Here is a 22,999-nt window from a genome sequence, read left to right as displayed (position 1 = left end):
CCTCACCTACCAAGAACCCACGATCCCGATCATCTCCAACCTCACCGGAACCCTTGCCACCCAAGAACAACTCACCGACCCCGGCTACTGGGCCGAACTCATCCGCCAACCAGTCCACTTCGGACCCGGCATCACCACCCTCGAAACCCTCGGCGCCACGACCTACCTCGAACTGGGTCCCGACACCACCCTGACCACCCTCGCAAACCACAACACCACCGCCCTGATCACCTCAACCTTGGACCGCCGCCACCCGGAACCCACCACCCTCGCCACCGCGCTGGCCCAGGTCCACCTCCACGGCCACCCCCTCAACTGGAACGCCCTCCTCGAACCCCACCAGCCGCAGCAGGTCGAGCTGCCCACCTACCCGTTCCAGCGTTCGCACTACTGGCTGACCAGCACGGAAACCGGCGATCCCAGCCCAACTCGGCCAGCAGTCCGCCGAACACCCGATCCTCAGCGCGGTCGTCGACCTCCCCGCCAACGGCACGGTGTTCACCGGCCGGATCGGACTGCCCACCCACCCCTGGATCAGCGACCACCGAGTCCACGACACCGCCCTGCTCCCCGGCACCGCCTTCCTCGACCTGGCGATCTACGCCGCCCGCCACGCAGACCTCAACCACATCAACGAACTCACCCTGCACGCCCCACTGGCTCTCGGCGAAACAGCCTCGGTCCAGCTGCAAGTACACCTGGCCGCACCCGACGACGACGGCGGCCACCCGCTCACCATCCACTCCCGCCAAGAGCCGGACCACGAGTGGACCCTGCACGCCACCGCCCTGCTCTCCACCACCCACCAGCCACCCCCACCCGCAATCCCCTGGCCCCCGGCCGCCACCCCACTGCCCACCGACGACCTCTACGACCAGCTCGCCGACACCGGCCTCAACTACGGCCCCGTCTTCCAGGGTCTGCACACCGCCTGGCAGAACCACACCGGCGTGCAAGCCGACATCGCCCTGCCCGCCGACCCGGACACCTTCCACCTCCACCCCGCGCTACTCGACGCGGCCCTGCACACCCTCGCCCTGGCCACCCCGCTCAGCACCCCGCGGCTGCCGTTCGCCTGGACTGACATCCACCTGCACACCACCGAACCCACCCGCGCCACGGCATTACGCGTCCACAGCACTCCCCTGGACAACGCCCAGAGCCTGACCATCGCCGGAGCCAATGGCGAGGCCCTGCTCACCATCGGCAGCCTCACCCTCCGCCCCCTGCCCGCCGGCCAGCTCACCAACCCACACCGCAACAGCCTGTTCCACCTCGCCTGGCGCCCGCACCCGCTCGACGAAACGGACAAGTCCGACTGGTCGGTACTGGCCACCGGCACCGACCACGCCGACCTGCACACCACCCTGGCCACCCACCTCAGCACCACCACCGGCCCGGCCCGCGCGGCCGTTCTCCCGGTAACCGGCAACCCGGGCAACAACAGCCCCGCCGACCAGGCCATCGAACTCACCACTGCTCTGCTCGCCCACCTGCAACAGTGGCTCGCCGACGACGACAGCCCGCAGCTGGTCGTACTGACCCGCGGAGCCGTGGCCACCCACCCCGGCGACAACATCACCGACCTCGCCGCTACCGCTGCCTGGGGCCTCATCCGCTCCACCCAAACCGAACACCCCGGCCGCATCCTCATCGCCGACCTCGACGAGGACCCCGACACCCTCACCACCCTGCCCACCGCACTGACCACCGCCCTCGCCCACGGCGAAGACCAGATCGCCATCCGCCACGGCGATCTCCTCATCCCACGCCTCACTCGCACCACAGACCAGTCCACAAAGGACACAGAACTCAACCGCGGCACCATCCTGATCACCGGCGGCACCGGCACCCTCGGCACCGCCCTCGCCCGCCACCTGATCACGGACCACCACGCCGAACGCCTGCTGCTGGCCTCCCGCCGGGGCCCCGAAGCCCCCGGCGCGCAGGAGCTGCACGACGAACTCACCAACACCGGCGCCCAGGTCGACATCGTCAGCTGCGACCTCACCAACGCCCAGTCCGTAGCCGCGCTACTGGAGGACATTCCCGCCGAGCACCCACTCACCGCGGTCTTCCACACCGCCGGGGTCCTCGACGACGCCACCGTCGCCGAACTCACCGCCGCCCAACTGGATCGAGTGCTGGCAGCCAAAGCCCGCAGCGCCTACCTCCTCTACGAAGCCACCCGCCACCACAACCTGACCGAGTTCGTCCTGTACTCCTCACTGGCCGGAATCCTCGGCGGCCCAGGACAAGCCAACTACGCCGCGGCGAACACCTTCCTCGACGCCCTCGCCCACCACCGCCACAACCAAGGACTGCCAGCCACCAGCCTCGCCTGGGGCCTCTGGGCAGAAACCAGCGGCATGACCGGACAACTGTCCACAGTGGACCAAAAGCGGCTAGCCAACACCGGCATCACTCCGCTCGAAACCGATCAGGCGCTGGCCCTGCTCGACACCAGCCTCACCCACGCCAGCCCACTCGTCATCGCGGCGCAGCTCAACCCGGCCCGCCTCACCACGAGCTACCCACGCCCGCTGCTGGCCGACCTCACCCCTGCCCGCACCCGGCCCACCGTCACCACCGCGGCCAAGTTGCAGACCCAGCTCGCCCAGCAAACCCCGGCAGAGCAACAGCAAACCCTACTCACCCTCGTCCACACCCACGCGCTCACCGTCCTGGTCCACCCCGCCGGCCACCACCTCGACCCCGAGAGCGCCTTCCAGGAACTGGGCTTCGACTCGCTCACCGCGGTCGAACTCCGCAACAACCTCACCACCGCCACCGGCCATCGCCTGCCCGCCACCGCGATCTTCGACCACCCCACCCTCACCGCCCTGGCCCGCCACCTGCGCGACCAGCTCTTCCCCAACACCAACGGGCACAACGCCCCCACGGAACCCGCCACCAACTCAAGTGATCTTGAGCAGGAGAGCGTGCTGCACAACGCCAGCCTGGACGATCTGGTCCGCATAGCACTGTCCGGCAACAAGTCCTGACCATCGGCTGATACGGAGAGAACTGAGATGGGGAACGCCGACGAGCAGGTCGTTGCGGCACTGCGCACGTCCCTGCTGGAGAACGAGCGGCTGCGCAAGCTCAACCAGCGACTGGTGGACGGCCCCAGGGAGCCCATCGCGATCGTGGGGATGAGCTGCCGCTACCCGGGTGGCGTCACCTCCCCGGACGAACTGTGGCAGCTCGTCCGCACGGAAACCGATGCCATCTCCGGACTTCCGGTCAACCGCGGCTGGCCGATCGAAGACCTCTACGACCCCGATCCGGACCGGTCCGGGAAGATGTACGTCCGCGAGGCCGGATTCCTGCATGAGGCCAACGAGTTCGACGCGGAGTTCTTCGGCATCAGCCCGCGCGAGGCTCTCGCCATGGACCCGCAACAGCGACTCCTGCTGGAAATCGCCTGGGAAGCCCTGGAACAGGCGGGCATCGACCCCACCAGCCTGCGGGAAAGTCCGGTCGGCGTGTTCACCGGCATCATGCAGAACGACTACGCCACCAGCATGTCCCGGGTTCCCCAGGATCTGGAGGGCTACCTCGGCATCGGCACCACATCGAGCGTGGCCTCGGGCCGGATCGCCTACACCCTTGGCCTGCAAGGCCCAGCAGTCAGCATCGACACCGCCTGCTCCTCCTCACTGGTCGCCATCCACCAGGCCGTGCACGCCCTCCGTGCGGGCGAGTGCACGATGGCCCTGGCCGGTGGCGTGACCATCATGACCAGCCCGGCCACCCTCACCGAGTTCAGCCGCCAGCGCGGCCTGGCCCCGGACGGCCGCTGCAAGTCCTTCGCCGCCTCCGCCGACGGCACCAGCTTCGCCGAAGGCGCTGGACTCGTTGTGCTGCAACCCCTCTCGGCCGCACTGAGTGAGGGCCGCCAGATCCTGGCCGTCATCCGCGGCTCTGCCGTCAACCAGGACGGCGCCTCCAACGGCCTCACCGCCCCCAACGGCCCCGCCCAGCAACGCGTCATCCAGGCTGCCCTCGCCAACGCCCGCCTCACCCCGGACCAGGTCGACGCAGTAGAAGCCCACGGCACCGGCACCACCCTCGGCGACCCCATCGAAGCCCAGGCCCTGCTGGACACCTATGGCAGGCACCGCAACGGCAATCCGCTCCACCTCGGCTCGATCAAGTCCAACATCGGCCACACCCAGGCCGCCGCGGGCATCGCCAGCGTAATCAAAATGATCTACGCCCTGAACCACGCCACCCTCCCCAAAACCCTGCATGTCGACGAGCCTTCCCCACACATCGACTGGTCCAGCGGCACCCTGCGTTTGCTCACCGAAGCCACCCCCTGGCCGGACACCGATCACCCTCGCCGGGCGGGTGTGTCGTCCTTCGGCATCAGCGGCACCAACGCCCACCTCATCCTCGAACAACCCCCAGCCACCGACACCCCGGCCGAACCTGCGGCCGATGTCGTTGTCCCCTGGGTACTTTCCGCCAAGACCGACCAGGCCCTGCGTGCCCAAGCCAGAAACCTGGCCCACCTCACCGACCAGCACCCCACCGACGTAGCCCACGCCCTGGCCACCACCCGCACCCACTTCCCACATCGGGCAGCGGTGATCTCCAGTGACAGCAAGGAATTCGCGGCAGCACTCGAAGACCTCGCCGCCGGTCGCCCACACCCCGCACTCCTGACCCACCAGCTCAATACCGCGACCAGCTCAACGGGCGGAGTGGTGTTCGTCTTCCCCGGCCAGGGCGGTCAGTGGTTAGGCATGGGCGCCGAGTTGCACGCCCACTCCCCCGTCTTCCGCAAACACCTCGAAGCCTGCGCCAAGGCCATCGACCAGTTCACCGACTGGTCCCTACTCGACGTCATCCTGCAACAGCCCGGCGCCGCGTCACTGGACCGCGTCGACGTCGTTCAGCCCGCCCTGTTCGCGATCATGGTCTCCCTCGCCCGACTCTGGGAACACCACGGCGTCACGCCGCAAGCCGTCATCGGCCACTCCCAGGGCGAAATCGCCGCGGCCCACATCAGCGGCACCCTGTCGCTCACCGACGCCGCCCGGGTGGTGGCACTCCGCAGCCAGTTGCTGATCCGCCTTGCCGGAACCGGCGGCATGGCCGCCCTTCCCCTGCCGGTCGAACAAGCACGCGACCTGCTCGCCGAGTACCCGGGTCTGTCCATCGCCGCGATCAACGGCCCGGCCACCACCATCATCTCCGGCCCCACCCAGGCACTGGACCGCCTGCTCGCTCACCTCACCGAACAAGGCGTCCGGGCCCGCGCCATCAAGGTGGACTACGCCTCCCACTGCGCCGAAGTCGACGTCCTCGCCGAGGATATCCACACCGCCCTGGCCCCCATTGCCCCGCAAGAGTCCAGCATCCCCTTCTACTCCACCCTCACCGGCGACCTGATCGACACCACCACGCTCACCGCGACCTACTGGCACAACAACCTGCGCAACACCGTCCGGTTCGACCAGGCAGTGCACGCCCTCTTACGGGACGGCTACCGCAGTTTCCTCGAATCCAGCCCGCACCCGGTCCTGATCCCCACCCTCCAGGACACCCTCACCGAGCACCCGCACACGCACACCCTGACCACCCTGCGCCGCGACCAGCCCGAGGTCCACACCTTCACCACCGCACTCGCCCAGGCCCACCTGCACGGCCATGACCTCGACTGGCAGACCGTCCTCGGCGCAACGAACCCCCGCCGGGTTTCCCTGCCCACCTACGCCTTCCAACGGTCGCCCTACTGGCTCACCAGCACCGAAAGCGGTGACCCCACCCAACTCGGCCAGCAGCCCGCCGAACACCCCCTGCTCAGCGCGGTGATCGATCTGCCCGGCAGCGGCACGGTGTTCACCGGCCGGATCTCCCTGGCCACCCACCCCTGGATCGCCGACCACCGCGTCCAGGACAGCGTCCTCCTGCCGGGTACCGCGTTCCTGGACCTGGCGATGTACGCCGCCCGCCGCACCGAGTGCAACCACATCAACGAACTCACCCTGCACGCCCCACTCATCCTCGGCGAGACGGACACGGTCCAGCTGCACGCACACCTGGCCGCGCCCGACCCGGCGGACGAGCACACCCTCACCATCCACTCCCGACCGGCCCACGACGGCGAGTCGCCCCAGGGCTGGACCCTGCACGCCACCGCCGTGCTGTCCACCACCCACCAGCCACCACCACCCGCCACGCCCTGGCCGCCCGCCGCAATGCCGTTGCCCACCGACGACCTCTACGACCAGCTCGCCGACACCGGCCTCAATTACGGCCCCCGCTTCCAGGGCCTGCACACCGCCTGGCACAACGGAACCACCACCTACGGCGAGGTCACCCTGCCCGCCGACCCGGACACCTTCCACCTCCACCCCGCCCTGCTCGACGCCGCCCTGCACACAACGGCGCTGACCACCCCGGCAACCGCCCCGCAACTGCCGTTCGCCTGGCACGACATCCACCTGCACACCACCGATCCCACCCAGGCAACGGCCCTGCGCGTCCACAACACCACACTGTCCACAAAGGACACTAGCCTCAGCCTGACCATCACCGGAACCGACGGCGCAGCCCTGCTGACCATCGGCAACCTCACCCTCCGCCCCCTCCCCACCGGCCAGCTCACCACCCACCGCAACAGCCTGTTCCACCTCACCTGGCCCACCCAGGACCTCGACGAGGTGACCGAGGCCAGCTGGACCGTGCTGGACGCCAACACCGACCACGCGAACCTGCACACCACCCTGACCAAGCACCTCAACTCCACCACCGGCAAAGCCCGCGCAGCCGTCCTCGCGCTGACCGGCGCCCCGAGCGACGACAACCCCGCCGACCAAGCCGTCGAACTCACCACCGCCCTGCTCACCCACCTCCAGAACTGGCTCACCACCAGCGAAAACCCGCACCTGGTCGTGGTGACCCGCGGCGCGATCGCCATCCACACCGGCGACACCATCACCGATCTCCCCGCAGCCGCTGCCTGGGGCCTCATCCGCAGCACCCAAACCGAACACCCCGGCCGAGTGTCCATTCTGGACATCGACGACCACCCCGACACCCGCACCGCCCTGGCCGCCACACTGACCACCGCCCTCAACCACGGCGAAGACCAGCTCGCCCTGCGCGGCGGCACCCTGCACACCCCACGCCTGACCCGCACCACCAAAACCAGCACCAGCGCGGGTGCCGAGGACGTGCTGATCCCGCCCGCGGACGCCGAGTCCTGGCACCTGGACGTCACCCAGCCCGGCACCCTGGACAACTTCACCCTCACCCCCGACACCACCGAGCCCCTGCCACCCGGGCAGATCCGCATCGCGGTACACGCCACCGGCTTGAACTTCCGGGATGTGCTGATGGCGCTGGGCATGTACCCGGGTGACATCTCCCTGGGCGGGGAAGCGGCCGGAATCGTGCTCGACACGGCACCCGATGTCACCACGCACCAGCCCGGCGACCGCGTCCTGGGGCTGTTCCCGCAGGCCGTCGCGCGCACGGCCTGCACCGACCAGCATCTCGCCGCGCCCATCCCGGCCGGCTGGACCTACCTCCAGGCAGCCACCACCCCGGTCGCCTTCCTCACCGCCTACTACGGCCTGCACGAACTCGCCCAGGCGCAACCCGGCGAGACCATCCTCATCCACGCCGCCACCGGAGGCGTCGGCCAGGCCGCGCTCCAGCTCGCCCGCCATTTCCACCTCGACGTCTACGCCACCGCCAGCCCAGGCAAGTGGCCGGCCTTGCGCGCCCTCGGCGTCCCCGCGGACCGGATCTTCAACTCGCGCACCCTCGACTTCGAGGAGCAGGTCCGGACGGCCACCGGCGGTCGCGGGGTGGACATCGTGCTCAACGCGCTCGCCCACGAGTACACCGACGCCTCACTGCGCCTGCTCGCGCCCGGCGGACGCTTCCTGGAAATGGGCAAGACCGACATCCGCGATCCGGAAACCCTCGACGTCACCTACCGGGCCTTCGACCTCATCAACGCCGGTCCCACCCGCATCCACCAGATGCTCACCGATCTCACCGACCTCTGCGCCGCCGGCGTCCTGAAGCCGCTGCCCGTCACGCCCTACCCCGTGCACCGCGCGCCGCAGGCCCTGCGCCACCTCAGCCAGGCCCGGCACACCGGCAAGCTCGCCCTCACCTACCCCCAGCCGCTCAATCCCCACGGCACCACCCTGATCACCGGCGGCACCGGCGTACTCGGCGCAGCGCTGGCCCGCCACCTGGTCGCCCAGTACAACACCCGGCACCTGCTCCTGGTCTCCCGCCGAGGCATCAGTGCCCCAGGCGCCCAAGAACTACACGACGAACTCACCAAAGCCGGTGCCCACGTCGACATCACCAGCTGCGACCTCACCAACTCCCGGGCCGTGGCCGCGTTGCTGGACAACATCTCCACCGAACACCCGCTCACCGCGATCTTCCACACCGCGGGCGTGCTCGACGACGCCACCGTCACCTCACTCACCCCCGCCCAACTGGCCGGTGTGGTGACGTCCAAGGCCCGCAGCGCCTACCTGCTGCACCACCACACCCGCCACCACGACCTGAGCGCGTTCGTGCTGTATTCCTCGCTGGCCGGCATCCTCGGCGGCCCCGGGCAGGCCAACTACGCCGCCGCCAACACCTTCTGCGACGCCCTGGCCCACCAGCGCCACCGCGAGGGCCGAGTTGCCACCAGCCTCGCCTGGGGCCTCTGGGCCGAAGCCAGCGGCATGACCGGCCAACTGTCCATAATGGACCACCAGCGCCTCACCAACACCGGCATCACCCCGCTGACCACCGAGCACGCCCTCACCCTGCTCGACAGCAGCCTCAGCCACCCGGACCCGCTCACCGTCCCCGCGCACCTCAACCCGGCCCGGCTCACGGGCAGCAACCCACGCGCCCTGCTGACCAACCTCGCCCCCACCCGCACCCGGCCGGCCACCAGCTCGACCACGTTGCAAACCCAACTCGCCCAGCAAACCCCGGCCGAGCAAGAACAAACCCTGCTCGCCCTCATCCACGCCCACGCGCTGACCGTGCTGGGCCACCCGGCAACCCACCGCCTCGACCCACAAACCGCCTTCCAGCAACTCGGTTTCGACTCCCTCACCGCAGTCGAACTCCGCAACAACCTCACCGCCGCCACCGGCCACCGCCTGCCCACCACGGCGATCTTCGACCACCCCACCCTCACCGCGCTGGCCCACTTCCTGCGCGACCAGCTCCTCCCCAGCCAGCCCGTCGCCGTGGCGCCCACCGCGGTGCAGATCAACGAGCCCATCGCGATCGTCGGCATCGGCTGCCGTTTCCCACACGGCGTCGCCAACGGCGAAGACCTCTGGCAGCTGGTGGCCAACGGCGCCGACGCCATCGGCGACTTCCCCGAGGACCGCGGCTGGCACGCCGACCTCTACCACCCCGACCCAGACCACCCGGGCACCAGCTACAGCCGCCAGGCTGGATTCGTGCACGAGGCCGGCGAGTTCGACGCCGAGTTCTTCGGCATCAGCCCCCGCGAAGCCCTCGCCATGGACCCCCAGCAACGACTCCTGCTGGAAATCGCTTGGGAAGCCTTGGAACACGCGGGCATCGACCCCACCACACTCCGCGAAACCAGCACCGGCGTGTTCACCGGCATCATGCAGGACGACTACGCCAGCCGCCTGTCCCGGGTGTCCCCGGACCTGGAGGGCTACCTCGGCACCGGCAGCGGCCTCAGCGTCGCCTCCGGCCGGATCGCCTACACCCTTGGGCTGCAAGGGCCCGCGGTCAGCATCGACACCGCCTGCTCCTCCTCACTAGTGGCCATGCACCAGGCAATGCAGGCGTTGCGCAGCGGCGAATGCACGATGGCCCTAGCAGGTGGCGTGACCGTCATGGTCACCCCGGCAGTGCTGACCGAGTTCAGCCGCCAGCGCGGCCTGGCCCCAGACGGGCGCTGCAAATCCTTCGCCGCTGGGGCCGACGGCACCAGCTTCGCCGAAGGCGCCGGACTCGTGGTCCTGCAACCCCTCTCCGCGGCCCTCCAGCAAGGCCGCCGAGTCCTGGCCATCATCCGAGGCTCGGCCATCAACCAGGACGGCGCCTCCAACGGCCTCACCGCCCCCAACGGCCCCGCCCAGCAGCAGGTGATCCACTCTGCCCTCGCCAACGCAGGTCTGACCCCCGACGAGGTCGACGCGGTCGAGGCCCACGGCACCGGCACCACCCTGGGCGACCCGATCGAGGCACAGGCATTGCTGGCCACCTACGGCGAACACCACCACGACCGGCCGCTCTACCTCGGCTCACTCAAGTCCAACATCGGCCACACCCAAGCCGCCGCGGGCATCGCCGGTGTGATCAAGATGATCTACGCCCTGAACCACGCCACCCTGCCCAAAACCCTGCACGTCGACGAGCCCTCCCCACACATCGACTGGTCCAGCGGCACCCTGAACCTGCTCACCGAGACCACCCCCTGGCCACAAACCGGTAGGCCACGCCGCGCAGGTGTCTCCTCCTTCGGCATCAGCGGCACCAACGCCCACCTCATCCTCGAACAACCCCCCACCACCGACGTCCCGACCGAACCCGCGGCCGATGTCGTTGTGCCCTGGGTACTTTCCGCCAAGACCGACGCAGCCCTACGCACCCAAGCCGCCAACCTGGCCAAGCTGACCGACCTGCACCCCGTCGACGTGGCCCACGCCTTGTCCACCCGCACCCAGTTCTCCCACCGAGCCGCGGTAATCGCCAGCGACAGCAAGGAGTTCGCGGCCGCACTGGAAGAACTCGCCGCAGGCCGATCACACCCAACGCTCGTGAGTAACCGGCACGACGGCACCGCCCGCGGGCTGGTGTTCATGTTCTCCGGCCAAGGCAGCCAACACCCAGGCATGGGCAGCCAGCTCTACGAGGCACACCCCGTCTTCGCCCAAGCCCTGGACGAAATCTGCGCCGAACTCGACCCACACCTGGACCACCCTCTGCGCGAGGTGATGTTCGGCCAACACACCGCGCTCCTGGAACAAACCCGCTACACCCAAACCGCGCTATTCGCCCTGGAACTGGCCCTCTTCAGACTGATCACCCACTACGGACTCCAGCCCGACTACCTCATCGGCCACTCCATCGGCGAACTCACCGCCGCCTGCGCCGCCGACGTCCTCACCCTCCCCGACGCATGCAGCCTCGTCGCCACCCGAGCCCGCCTGATGAACACCCTGCCACCCGGCGCAATGCTCAACATCAACGGCACAACCGAACTACCAGACCACATCGACATCGCCGCCTACAACAGCCCAACCCACACCGTCGCCTCCGGATCAATCGAACACATCGACCAACTCGCAGAACACCTGCAAGCACAGGGAATCAAGACCCGAAGGCTGCACGTCGCACACGCCTTCCACTCAGCCCACACCGAAAGCATCCTGCCGGAGTTCACCAAGCACGCAGCCAGCCTCACCTACCAAGAACCCACGATCCCGATCATCTCCAACCTCACCGGAACCCTTGCCACCCAAGAACAACTCACCGACCCCGGCTACTGGGCCGAACTCATCCGCCAACCAGTCCACTTCGGACCCGGCATCACCACCCTCGAAACCCTCGGCGCCACGACCTACCTCGAACTGGGTCCCGACACCACCCTGACCACCCTCGCAAACCACAACACCACCGCCCTGATCACCTCAACCTTGGACCGCCGCCACCCGGAACCCACCACCCTCGCCACCGCGCTGGCCCAGGTCCACCTCCACGGCCACCCCCTCAACTGGAACGCCCTCCTCGAACCCCACCAGCCGCAGCAGGTCGAGCTGCCCACCTACCCGTTCCAGCGTTCGCACTACTGGCTGACCAGCACGGAAACCGGCGATCCCACCCAGCTCGGCCTGCAATCCGCCGAACACCCAATCCTCAGCGCGGTCGTCGACCTCCCCGCCAACGGCACGGTGTTCACCGGCCGGATCGGACTGCCCACCCACCCCTGGATCAGCGACCACCGCATCCAGGACAGCGTCCTGCTCCCAGGTACCGCCTTCCTGGACCTGGCGATGCACGCGGCTCGCCACCTCGGCTGCAACCACATCACCGAGCTGACCCTGCACGCCCCACTGGTCCTGGGCACAACAGACACCGTCCAGCTACACGTCCACGTGGCGGCACCCGACACCGACGGCGGGCACGCCCTGACCATCCACTCCCGCCCCCAGACTCCGGGCACCGACGGCTGGGTCCTGCACAGCTCCGGACTGCTCTCCACCACTCACCAGCCACCGCCACCCGCAACACCCTGGCCACCCACCGCCACCCCACTGCCCACCGCCGACCTCTACCCCCAACTCGCCGACACCGGCCTCAACTACGGCCCCCTCTTCCAGGGCCTGCACACCGCCTGGCAGAACGGAACCGGCCTCTACGCCGACATCACCCTCCCACCCAACACCGAGCCGGACACCTTCCACCTCCATCCGGCGCTGCTCGACGCGGCCTTACACAGCACCGCGCTGTCCACCCCGCTCAGCACACCCTGCCTGCCGTTCGCCTGGACCGACATCCACCTGCACACCACCGAACCCACCCGCGCCACCACCCTGCGCGTCCACAACTCGCCACTGTCCACAAAGGACGATGGCCACAGCCTGAGCCTGACGGTCGCCGGAGCCGACGGCGCCGCCCTGCTCACCATCGGCAACCTCACCCTCCGCCCCCTGCCCGCCGGCCAGCTCACCAACCCACACCGCAACGCCCTCTTCGAGTTCACCTGGCACACGCACGCCCTGCTCGACGAACCGAGACACGCTGACTGGGTCGTACTGACCAACCCCGACACCGACCACACGGGCCTGCACACCACCCTCGCCGGTCACCTCAACACCACCACTGACCCCGGCGCCGCCCGCGCGGTCGTGCTCCCACTGACCGGCAACCCCGAGCACGACAACCCCGCCGACCAGGCCATCGAGCTGACCACCGCCCTGCTCACCCACCTCCAGAACTGGCTCGCCACCAGCGACACCCCGCCGCTGATCGTGCTGACCCAGGGCGCCATCGCCACCCACACCGGCGACAACGTCACCGACCTCGCCGCCGCCGCTGCCTGGGGCCTGCTGCGCAGCGCGCAAACCGAGCACCCGCAACGGATCCTCATCGCCGACCTCGACGATCACCCGGACACCCTCGCCACCCTGCACCAGTCCCTCAGCACCGCGCTGGCTGACGGCGAGGACCAGCTCGCGCTGCGGGCAGGCAGCCTGTTCACCGCCCGCGTCACCCACCCCAGCACCGACGTGCTGACCCCGCCGGTGGACGCCAGGTCCTGGCACCTGGACGTCACCCAGCCCGGCACCCTGGACAACTTCGCCCTCACCCCCGACAGCATCGACCCCTTGTCACCCGGTCAGGTCCGGGTGGCCGTGCACGCCACCGGCCTGAACTTCCGGGATGTCCTGATGGCACTGGGCATGTACCCCGGCGCCACCTCCCTCGGCGGTGAGGCGGCGGGCGTCGTCCTCGACACCGCGGCCGACGTCACCACCCTCAAGCCCGGCGACCGCGTGATGGGTTTGTTCGGCAACGCCGTCGCCCCCATCGCCATCACCGACCAGCAGCTGATCACCACCATCCCGGCCGGCTGGACCTTCCTCCGCGCGGCCACCACGCCGATCGCGTTCCTCACCGCCTACTACGCCCTGCACGACCTCGCCCAAGCACAACCCGGCGAGGCCATCCTCATCCACTCAGCCACCGGCGGCGTCGGCCAGGCCGCCCTGCAACTCGCCCGCCACTTCAACCTCGACGTGCACGCCACCGCCAGCCCCGGCAAGTGGGCCACGCTGCGCGCTCTGGGCGTCCCGCAGGACCGGATCGCCAACTCCCGCACCCTGGACTTCGAGCCCGAGATCCTGGCCGCCACCGGCGGACGCGGCGCGGACATCGTGCTCAGCGCGCTCGCCCGCGAGTACACCGACGCGTCCCTTCGCCTGCTCGCACCAGGCGGACGCTTCCTGGAAATGGGCAAGACCAACATCCGCGAGCCGGAAGACCTCGACCCCGGCATCCACTACCGGGCCTTCGACCTCATCGACGCCGGACCGGCCCGTATCCAGCAGATGCTGCGCGAACTCACCGACCTGTTCGCCCGCGGCGCCCTGCACCCACTGCCCACCACGCCCTACCCCGTGCACCACGCACCGCGCGCACTGCGCCACCTCAGCCAGGCCCGGCACACCGGCAAACTCGCCCTCACCATCCCGCAGCCCCTGGACCCCCAGGGCACGGTCCTGATCACCGGCGGCACCGGCACCCTGGGCGCCGCCCTGGCCCGCCACTTGCTCACCCAGCACAACGCCCGGCACCTGCTCCTGGCCTCCCGCCGCGGCCTCAAAGCCCCAGGTGCCAACGAGTTGCGCGCCGAACTCACCGAAGCCGGAGCACACGTCGAGATCGTCAGCTGCGACCTCACCGACACCGCGGCCGTAGCTGCCTTGGTGGACAACATCTCCGCCGAGCATCCGCTCACCGCGATCTTCCACACCGCAGGCGTGCTCGACGACGCCACCCTCACCGAACTCAGCTCCGCACAACTGGATCGCGTGCTGGCGGCCAAGGCCCGCAGTGCCTTCCTGCTCCACCAGCACACCCGCCGGCACGACCTGACCGCGTTCGTCCTGTATTCGTCACTGGCGGGCATCATGGGCGGCCCCGGACAGGCCAACTACGCCGCGGCCAACACCTTCCTCGACGCCCTGGCTCACCACCGCCACCACCACGGCCTGCCCGCCACCAGCCTCGCCTGGGGCCTCTGGGCACAAACCAGCGGCATGACCGGCCAACTGTCCACAGTGGACCAGCAGCGACTCGCCAACACCGGCATCACCCCGCTGAGCACGGACCGGGCACTGGCCCTGCTCGACTCCACCCTGGCCCACCCTGAGCCGCTGACCATTGCCGCGCAACTGAATCCGGCCCGGCTCACCAGCAGCAACCCACGACCGCTACTGGCCGAACTGGCCCCGACCCGGCCCACCACCACAACGGTCACCAGCACAGCCGCACTGCAATCCCAGCTGGCCGGGCAAACCCCGGCGGAGCAACAGCGAACCCTGCTCGCGCTTGTGCACACCCACGCCGTCACCGTGCTGGGACATCCCGCCGGACACCAGCTCGACCCCGAACACGCCTTCCAGGAACTGGGTTTCGACTCCCTCACCGCGGTCGAACTCCGCAACAGCCTGACCGCGGCCACCGGGCACCGGCTGCCGGCCACCGCGATCTTCGACCACCCCACCCTCACCGCGCTGACCCGCTACCTGCGCGAGCAGCTCAGCCCGGAGAAGTCCATTAGCGCCAACACAATCGCGCCCGCGCTGTCCGAACTGGACCGACTGGAGGCCGCGCTGTTCGCGGTCATGCCGGAGGACAACGCGCACGAGGCGATCACGGCCCGGCTGGAGTCTCTGGTGGCGCGGTGGCGGCAGGTCACGCTGCCAGCGGACGGTGACGCGGTGGAGGCGATGCAGGACGCGACCGCGGAGGAAGTACTCGACTTCATCGACAAGAACCTCAGGAACTCCTAGCAGCACCTCGGACACGGAGAGCGGATCCCCTATGGCAACCCAAGAAAAGCTGGTCGACTACCTCAAGTGGGTCACCGCCGATCTCCAGAAGACGCGACAGCGGCTCCAGGACCTCGAAGCGACCAGGTATGAGCCGATCGCGATCGTGGGGATGAGTTGCCGCTACCCCGGCGGGGTCAGCTCTCCGGACGAGCTGTGGGAACTCGTGCTCGGCGAAACCGACGCGATGTCCGACTTCCCGGCCGACCGCGGCTGGCCGGTCGGGGAACTCTACGACCCCGACCCGGAGCAGACCGGCAAGGTCTACGCCCGGCAGGCCGGTTTCCTGTCCGAGGTCGGTGATTTTGACGCCGAGTTCTTCGGCATCAGCCCGCGCGAGGCCCTCGCCATGGACCCGCAGCAACGACTGCTGCTGGAAATCGCCTGGGAGGCCCTGGAGCACGCCGGCATCGACCCCACTTCGTTGCGGGAGAGCGTGACCGGCGTGTTCACCGGGGTCATGCAGAGCGACTACGCCACCCGGATGTCCCAGGTCTCCCCCGAGCTGGAGGGCTACCTCGGCACCGGCACCAGCCTGAGTGTGGCCTCCGGCCGGATCGCCTACACCCTTGGCCTGCAAGGGCCCGCGGTCAGCATCGACACCGCGTGCTCCTCTTCCCTGGTGGCCCTGCACCAGGCCGTGCAGGCGCTCCGGGCCGGGGAATGCGCGATGGCCCTGGCCGGTGGGGTGACCGTGATGGCGAGCCCGGCCACGCTGACCGAGTTCAGCCGCCAGCGTGGCCTGGCCCCGGACGGCCGTTGCAAGTCCTTCGCCGCGGCCGCCGACGGCACCAGCTTCGCCGAAGGCGCCGGACTCCTTGTGCTGCAACCCCTCGCGGCAGCGCTCCAGCAAGGCCGCCGGGTGCTGGCCGTGATCCGGGGCTCGGCCATCAACCAGGACGGCGCCTCCAACGGCCTCACCGCCCCGAACGGCCCCTCGCAGCAACGGGTGATCCAGGCGGCCCTGACCAACGCCGGGCTGAGCCCCGAGCAGATCGACGCGGTCGAGGCGCACGGCACCGGCACCACCCTCGGCGACCCGATCGAGGCCCAGGCGCTGCTGGCCGCGTACGGCGAGCACCACCAGGAGCGGCCGCTGTACCTCGGGTCGCTCAAGTCGAACATCGGGCACACCCAGGCCGCGGCCGGGGTCGGCAGCGTGATCAAGATGGTCTACGCCCTCAACCACGCCACCCTGCCCAAAACCCTGCACGTCGACCGGCCGTCCCCGCACATCGACTGGTCCAGCGGCACCCTGAGCCTGCTCACCGAGGCCACCCCCTGGCCGGACACCGGCCAGCCCCGCCGGGCAGCCGTCTCCTCCTTCGGGCTCAGCGGCACCAACGCCCACCTCATCCTCGAACAGCCCCCAGCCACCGAAACCCCGGCCGAACCCGCGACCAATGTCGTTGTGCCCTGGGTACTTTCCGCCAAATCCGACGCGGCCCTGCGCGCCCAGGCCAGAAACCTCGCCCGCCTGACCCACCTGCCGCCCGCCGACGTGGCCCACGCACTGGCCACCACCCGCGCACACCTGCCGCACCGAGCCGCGGTGATCTCCCACGACAGCAAGGAATTCGCGGCCGCACTGGAAGAACTCGCCGCGGGCCGTCCGCACGCCGCACTGGTGAGCCACCGACTCGACCAGGCAGCCAACGAGAACGGCGTGGTGTTCGTCTTCCCCGGCCAGGGCGGACAGTGGGCCGGCATGGGCGCCGAACTCCACGCCCACTTCCCCGTCTTCCGCGAACACCTGGAAGCCTGTGCCAAGGCCATCGACGAGTTCACCGACTGGTCCCTGCTCGACGTCCTGCTGCAACGCCCCGGTGCCGCATCGCTGGAACGCGTCGACGTCGTCCAGCCCGCGTTGTTCGCGATCATGGTCTCGCTGGCCAGGCTCTGGGAGCACCACGGCTTGCGACCTCGCGCCGTTATCGGCCACTCCCAAGGGGAAATCGCCGCCGCCCACATCAGCGGTGCGCTGAGCCTGTCCGACGCCGCCCGCGTGGTGACCTTGCGCAGTCAGCTGCTGATCCGACTGGCCGGTACCGGCGGCATGGCCGCACTCGCCCTTCCCGCCGACGAAACCCGGCAGCTCCTCACCAACCACCCGGATCTCGCCATCGCCGCGATCAACGGCCCGGCCACCACCATCATCTCCGGCCCCACCCCAGCCCTCGACAGCCTCCTCGCCCAACTCACCGAACAAGGCGTGCGAGCCCGCGCCATCAAGGTGGACTACGCCTCGCACTGTGCCCAGGTCGACGTGCTCGCCGACGACATCCAGTCCGCCCTGGCCCCCATCACCCCGCAGCCGGCGAGCATCCCCTTCTACTCCACGCTCACCGGCGACAAGATCGACACCAGCACGCTCACCGCTGAGTACTGGCACAACAACCTGCGCAACACGGTCCTGTTCGACCAGGCCGTGCACGCCCTGCTGCGTGACGGCTACCGCGGTTTCCTGGAGTCCAGCCCGCACCCGGTGCTGATCCCCACCCTCCAGGACGCCCTCGCCGACCAGCCGCAGGCCCACACCCTGACCACCCTGCGCCGCGAGCAGCCCGAGGTGCACACCTTCACCACCGCACTCGCCCAGGCGCACCTGCACGGCCACGACCTGGACTGGCAAGCCCTGCTCGGGTCGGCTGCCCGCCAGGTTGCCCTGCCCACGTACGCCTTCCAGCGTTCCCGTTATTGGCTGACCGCCACCGAAAGCGGCGATCCCAGCCAGCTGGGTCAACAGTCCGCCGGGCACCCACTGCTCAGCGCGGTGATCGACCTGCCCGACGGCGACGGCGTCACGGTGTTCACCGGCAGGATCTCGCTGGCCACCCACCCCTGGATCGGCGAGCACCGGGTGCACGACACCGCGTTGCTGCCCGGCACGGCGTTCGTGGACATGACGCTGCACGCCGCCCGGCATGCCGGCCACAACCACATCGACGAACTCACCCTGCACGCCCCACTGGTCCTCGGCGAGACCGACCAGGTCCAGCTGCACCTGCGCCTGGCCGAGGGCGGACAGGCCCTGACCATCCACTCTCGCGGTGCGTCCGACTGGGTGCTGCACGCCAGCGCAGTGCTGTCCACCGCCGACCAGGCACCGCCGGCGACCATGCCCTGGCCACCCGCCGCCACCCCACTGCCGACCGAGGGCCTCTACGACCAGTTCGCCGACGCGGGCCTCCACTACGGCCCGCTCTTCCAGGGCCTGCACTCCGCCTGGCACAACGGAACCGGGCTCTACGCCGACCTCGACCTGCCCGCGGGCACCGGCCCTGGCGACTTCCACCTCCACCCGGCCCTGCTCGACGCCGCCCTGCACACCACGGCCCTGACCGCCCCACCGGACACCCCGCAGCTTCCGTTCGCCTGGCGGGACATCCACCTGCACACCACCGAGCCCACCCAGGCCACCGCGCTGCGCGTGCACGCGGCTGGACCGGGCCTGACGGTCGCCGGAACCGACGGCACCACCCTGCTCACCATCGGCAACCTCACCCTGCGGCCGCTGCCCGCGGGCCAGCTCACCGGCGCACACCGCAACAGCCTGTTCCAGCTCACCTGGCTCCCCCAGGACCTCGCCGAGGTGACCAACGCCGACTGGACCGTGCTGGCCACCAACGCCGACCTGCACACCACCCTGGCCAACCACCTCGGCACGCGCGCCGTCGTGCTGCCGCTGACCACCACCCCTGGCAACGCCAACCCGGCCGATCAGGCCATCGAGCTGACCACCGCCCTGCTCACCCACCTCCAGAACTGGCTCGCCACCAGCGACAACCCGCGACTGGTCGTGGTGACCCGAGGCGCGATCGCCACCCACCCCGGCGAGGACGTCACCGACCTCGCCGCCGCCGCTGCCTGGGGCCTGATCCGCAGCACCCAAACCGAACACCCCGACCGAGTGTCCATCGTGGACATCGACGACCACCCCGACACCCTCGCCGCCCTGCCCGCCGCGCTCAGCCATGGCGAGGACCAGCTCGCGGTCCGCAACGGAACCATCCTCGCCCCCCGCCTCGCCCGCGCGGAGTCCACTGTGGACACTCCCGCCGCGCTCGACCACGGCACGGTCCTGATCACCGGCGGCACCGGCACCCTCGGCGCCGCACTGGCCCACCACCTGGTCGCCCAGCACAACACCCGGCACCTGCTACTGGTCTCCCGCCGCGGCCCCGAAGCCCCCGGTGCCAACGAGTTGCGCGACGAACTCCGCGAGGCGGGCGCCCAGGTCGACATCATCGCCTGCGATCTCACCGACTCCACAGCCGTAGCCGCGCTGGTGGACAACATCCCACTCACCGCGGTCTTCCACACCGCAGGCGTCCTTGACGACGCCACCCTCACCGAACTCACCCCCGCCCAACTCAGCCGGGTCCTCGCAGCCAAGGCCCGCAGCGCCTACCTGCTCCACGAACACACCCGCCACCACGACCTGACCGCCTTCGTCCTGTACTCCTCGCTGGCGGGCATCATGGGCGGCCCCGGACAGGCCAACTACGCCGCCGCCAACACCTTCCTCGACGCCCTCGCCCACCACCGCCACCACCACGGCCTGCCTGCCACCAGCCTCGCCTGGGGCCTCTGGGCCGACACCAGCGACATGACGTCCACAGTGGACAGTCAGCGCCTCGTCAACACCGGCATCACCCCGCTGACCACCGAGCACGCCCTTGCCCTGCTCGACCTCAGCCTGGCTCACCCGGACCCACTCACCATCCCCGCCCACCTCAACCCAGCCCGCCTCAACAGCACCAACCCACGGCCACTGCTCGTCGCGCTCGTTCCCACCCGCACCAGCGGCACCGCGGTCACCAGCGCGGGCGCACTGCGGTCCCAGCTGGCCCGGCAATCCCCTGCCGAGCAGGAGAAAACCCTCCTGGCGCTCGTGCACACCCACGCCCTGACCGTGCTGGGCCATCCCGCCGAACACCGGCTCGCCCCACAAACCGCCTTCCAGCAACTCGGTTTCGACTCCCTCACCGCCGTCGAACTCCGCAACAACCTCACCACCGCTACCGGCCACCGACTCCCCGCCACCGCGATCTTCGACCACCCCACCCTCACCGCCCTGACCCACTACCTGCGCGACCAGCTCGCCCCCGCACACCCCACCACCACAGCCACGGCGGAACCCTTGCGGCTGAACGAACCCATCGCGATCGTGGGCATCGGCTGCCGCTACCCCGGCGGCGTCACGTCGCCGGACGAACTGTGGCAACTCGTACTCGACGAAACCGATGCGATCTCCGGGCTGCCGGCCGACCGCGGCTGGTCGGTCGAGGACCTCTACGACCCCGACCCGGAAGCAGCGGGCAAGGTCTATACCCGGCACACCGGTTTCCTGCCCGAGGCCGGTGACTTCGACGCCGAGTTCTTCGGCATCAGCCCCCGCGAAGCCCTCGCCATGGACCCCCAGCAACGACTCCTCCTGGAAACCGCTTGGGAGACCCTGGAACACGCGGGCATCGACCCCACCACCCTCCGCGAAACCAGCACCGGCGTGTTCACCGGGCTCATGCAGAGCGACTACGCCACCCGGCTCACCCAGGTGCCCGCGGACCTGGAGGGCTACCTCGGCACCGGCACCAGCCTGAGCGTGGCCTCCGGCCGGATCGCCTACACCCTTGGCCTGCAAGGCCCAGCGGTCAGCATCGACACCGCCTGCTCCTCCTCACTGGTCGCCATCCACCAGGCCGTGCAGGCGTTGCGCACCGGCGAGTGCACGATGGCCCTGGCCGGCGGGGTAACCGTGATGGCCTCCCCCGGCACCCTCACCGAGTTCAGCCGCCAGCGCGGCCTGGCCCCCGGCGGCCGCTGCAAGTCCTTCGCCGCCACCGCCGACGGCACCGGCTTCGCCGAAGGCGCGGGCCTGGTCCTGCTCCAGCCCCTGTCGACCGCACTCCAGCTGGGACGCCGGGTCCTGGCCGTCATCCGAGGCACCGCCGTCAACCAGGACGGCGCCTCCAACGGCCTCACCGCCCCGAACGGCCCCGCCCAGCAACGAGTCATCCACGCTGCCCTGACCAACGCGGGACTGACTCCCGACCAGATCGACGCGGTCGAGGCGCACGGCACCGGCACCACCCTCGGCGACCCCATCGAAGCCCAGGCCCTACTGGACACCTACGGCCGGCACCACCACGACCGGCCGCTCTACCTCGGCTCACTCAAGTCCAACATCGGCCACGCCCAAGCCGCAGCCGGTATCGCCGGACTCATCAAGATGATCTACGCCATCAACCACGCCACCCTGCCCAAAACCCTGCACGTCGACGAACCTTCCCCGCACATCGACTGGTCCCACGGCAGCCTGCACCTGCTCACCGAAAGCATCCCCTGGCCCGACACCGATCGCCCACGCCGGGCAGGCGTCTCCTCCTTCGGCATCAGCGGCACCAACGCCCACCTCATCCTCGAACAGCCGCCCACCACCGAAATTCCCGCCGATTCGCCAAGCGATGCCGTCGTGCCCTGGGTCCTCTTCGCCAAGTCCGACAAGGCATTGCGCGCCCAAGCCGCCAACCTGGCCAAGCTGACCGACCTGCGGCCCGCCAACGTGGCCCACGCCCTGGCCACCCGCACCCAGTTCCCCCACCGAGCCGCAGTCGTCGCCAGTGACAGCAAGGAATTCGCGGCCGCACTGGAAGAACTCGCCGCCGGACGCCCGCACCCCGCATTGATCAGTCAGGTCGAGGACGGCGGCCAGGGCAAGTTGGTGTTCATGTTCTCCGGCCAGGGCAGCCAGCACCCCGGCATGGGCCGCCAGCTCTACGAAACGCACCTCGTCTTCGCTGCAGCCCTGGACGAAATCTGCGCCGAGTTCAACCAACACCTGGACCACCCATTGCGCGAGGTGATGTTCGACCGTCAAAGCAAGCTCCTGGAACAAACCCTCTACACCCAAACCGCCCTGTTCGCCCTGGAACTGGCCCTCTTCCGACTGATCACCCACTACGGACTCCAGCCCGACTACCTCATCGGCCACTCCATCGGCGAACTCACCGCGGCAGCCGCCGCCGAAGTCCTCACCCTCCCCGACGCCTGCAGCCTCGTCGCCACCCGAGCCCGGCTCATGAACACCCTCCCACCCGGCGCAATGCTCAACATCAACGGCACCGCCGACCTGCTCGACCAGATCGACATCGCCGCCTACAACAGCCCCACCCACACCGTCGCCTCCGGCTCACCCAAGGACATCGACCAGCTCTCAAAGCTGTTGGAAGACAAGGGCATCAAGACTCGAATGCTGCACGTCGCCCACGCCTTCCACTCCGCACACACCGAACAAATCCTGCCCGAGTTCACCAGACACGCCGCCACCCTCACCTACCAAGAACCCACGATCCCGATCATCTCCAACCTCACCGGAACCCTTGCCACCCAAGAACAACTCACCG

General features: G+C 69.4%; 2 protein-coding genes and 2 pseudogenes. 3 read left to right on the top strand and 1 reads right to left on the bottom strand.

Going from position 1 to position 22,999, the window contains the following annotated elements:
• Window positions 1-232: 232 nt before the first annotated feature.
• Entirely contained in the window at window positions 233-388 is a 156-nt protein-coding gene (locus MZC64_RS47220) for a hypothetical protein (protein ID WP_247797807.1), read from the bottom strand.
• 28 nt (window positions 389-416) lie between these two features.
• Here MZC64_RS47220 and MZC64_RS47215 point away from each other — a divergent pair, with 28 nt between their 5' ends.
• The 3 genes and pseudogenes from MZC64_RS47215 to MZC64_RS47205 all read left to right on the top strand — a co-directional run.
• Window positions 417-3,005 carry a type I polyketide synthase gene (locus MZC64_RS47215; RefSeq protein WP_308301148.1) on the top strand — a complete coding sequence of 863 codons (2,589 nt, stop codon included), beginning with the start codon at window positions 417-419 and terminating at the stop codon, window positions 3,003-3,005.
• A gap of 30 nt (window positions 3,006-3,035) precedes the next feature.
• Window positions 3,036-15,554: pseudogene (locus tag MZC64_RS47210) on the top strand (SDR family NAD(P)-dependent oxidoreductase); the annotation flags it as partial.
• Window positions 15,555-15,618: 64 nt separating this feature from the next.
• Window positions 15,619-22,999: pseudogene (locus tag MZC64_RS47205) on the top strand (SDR family NAD(P)-dependent oxidoreductase); the annotation flags it as partial.

Origin of the sequence: Crossiella sp. S99.2 (genome assembly GCF_023094165.1) — a bacterium.
Lineage (GTDB): Bacteria > Actinomycetota > Actinomycetes > Mycobacteriales > Pseudonocardiaceae > Crossiella.
The sequence above is the reverse complement of the archived record's forward strand: the minus strand, read 5'-3'. Positions and strand labels throughout refer to the sequence as shown.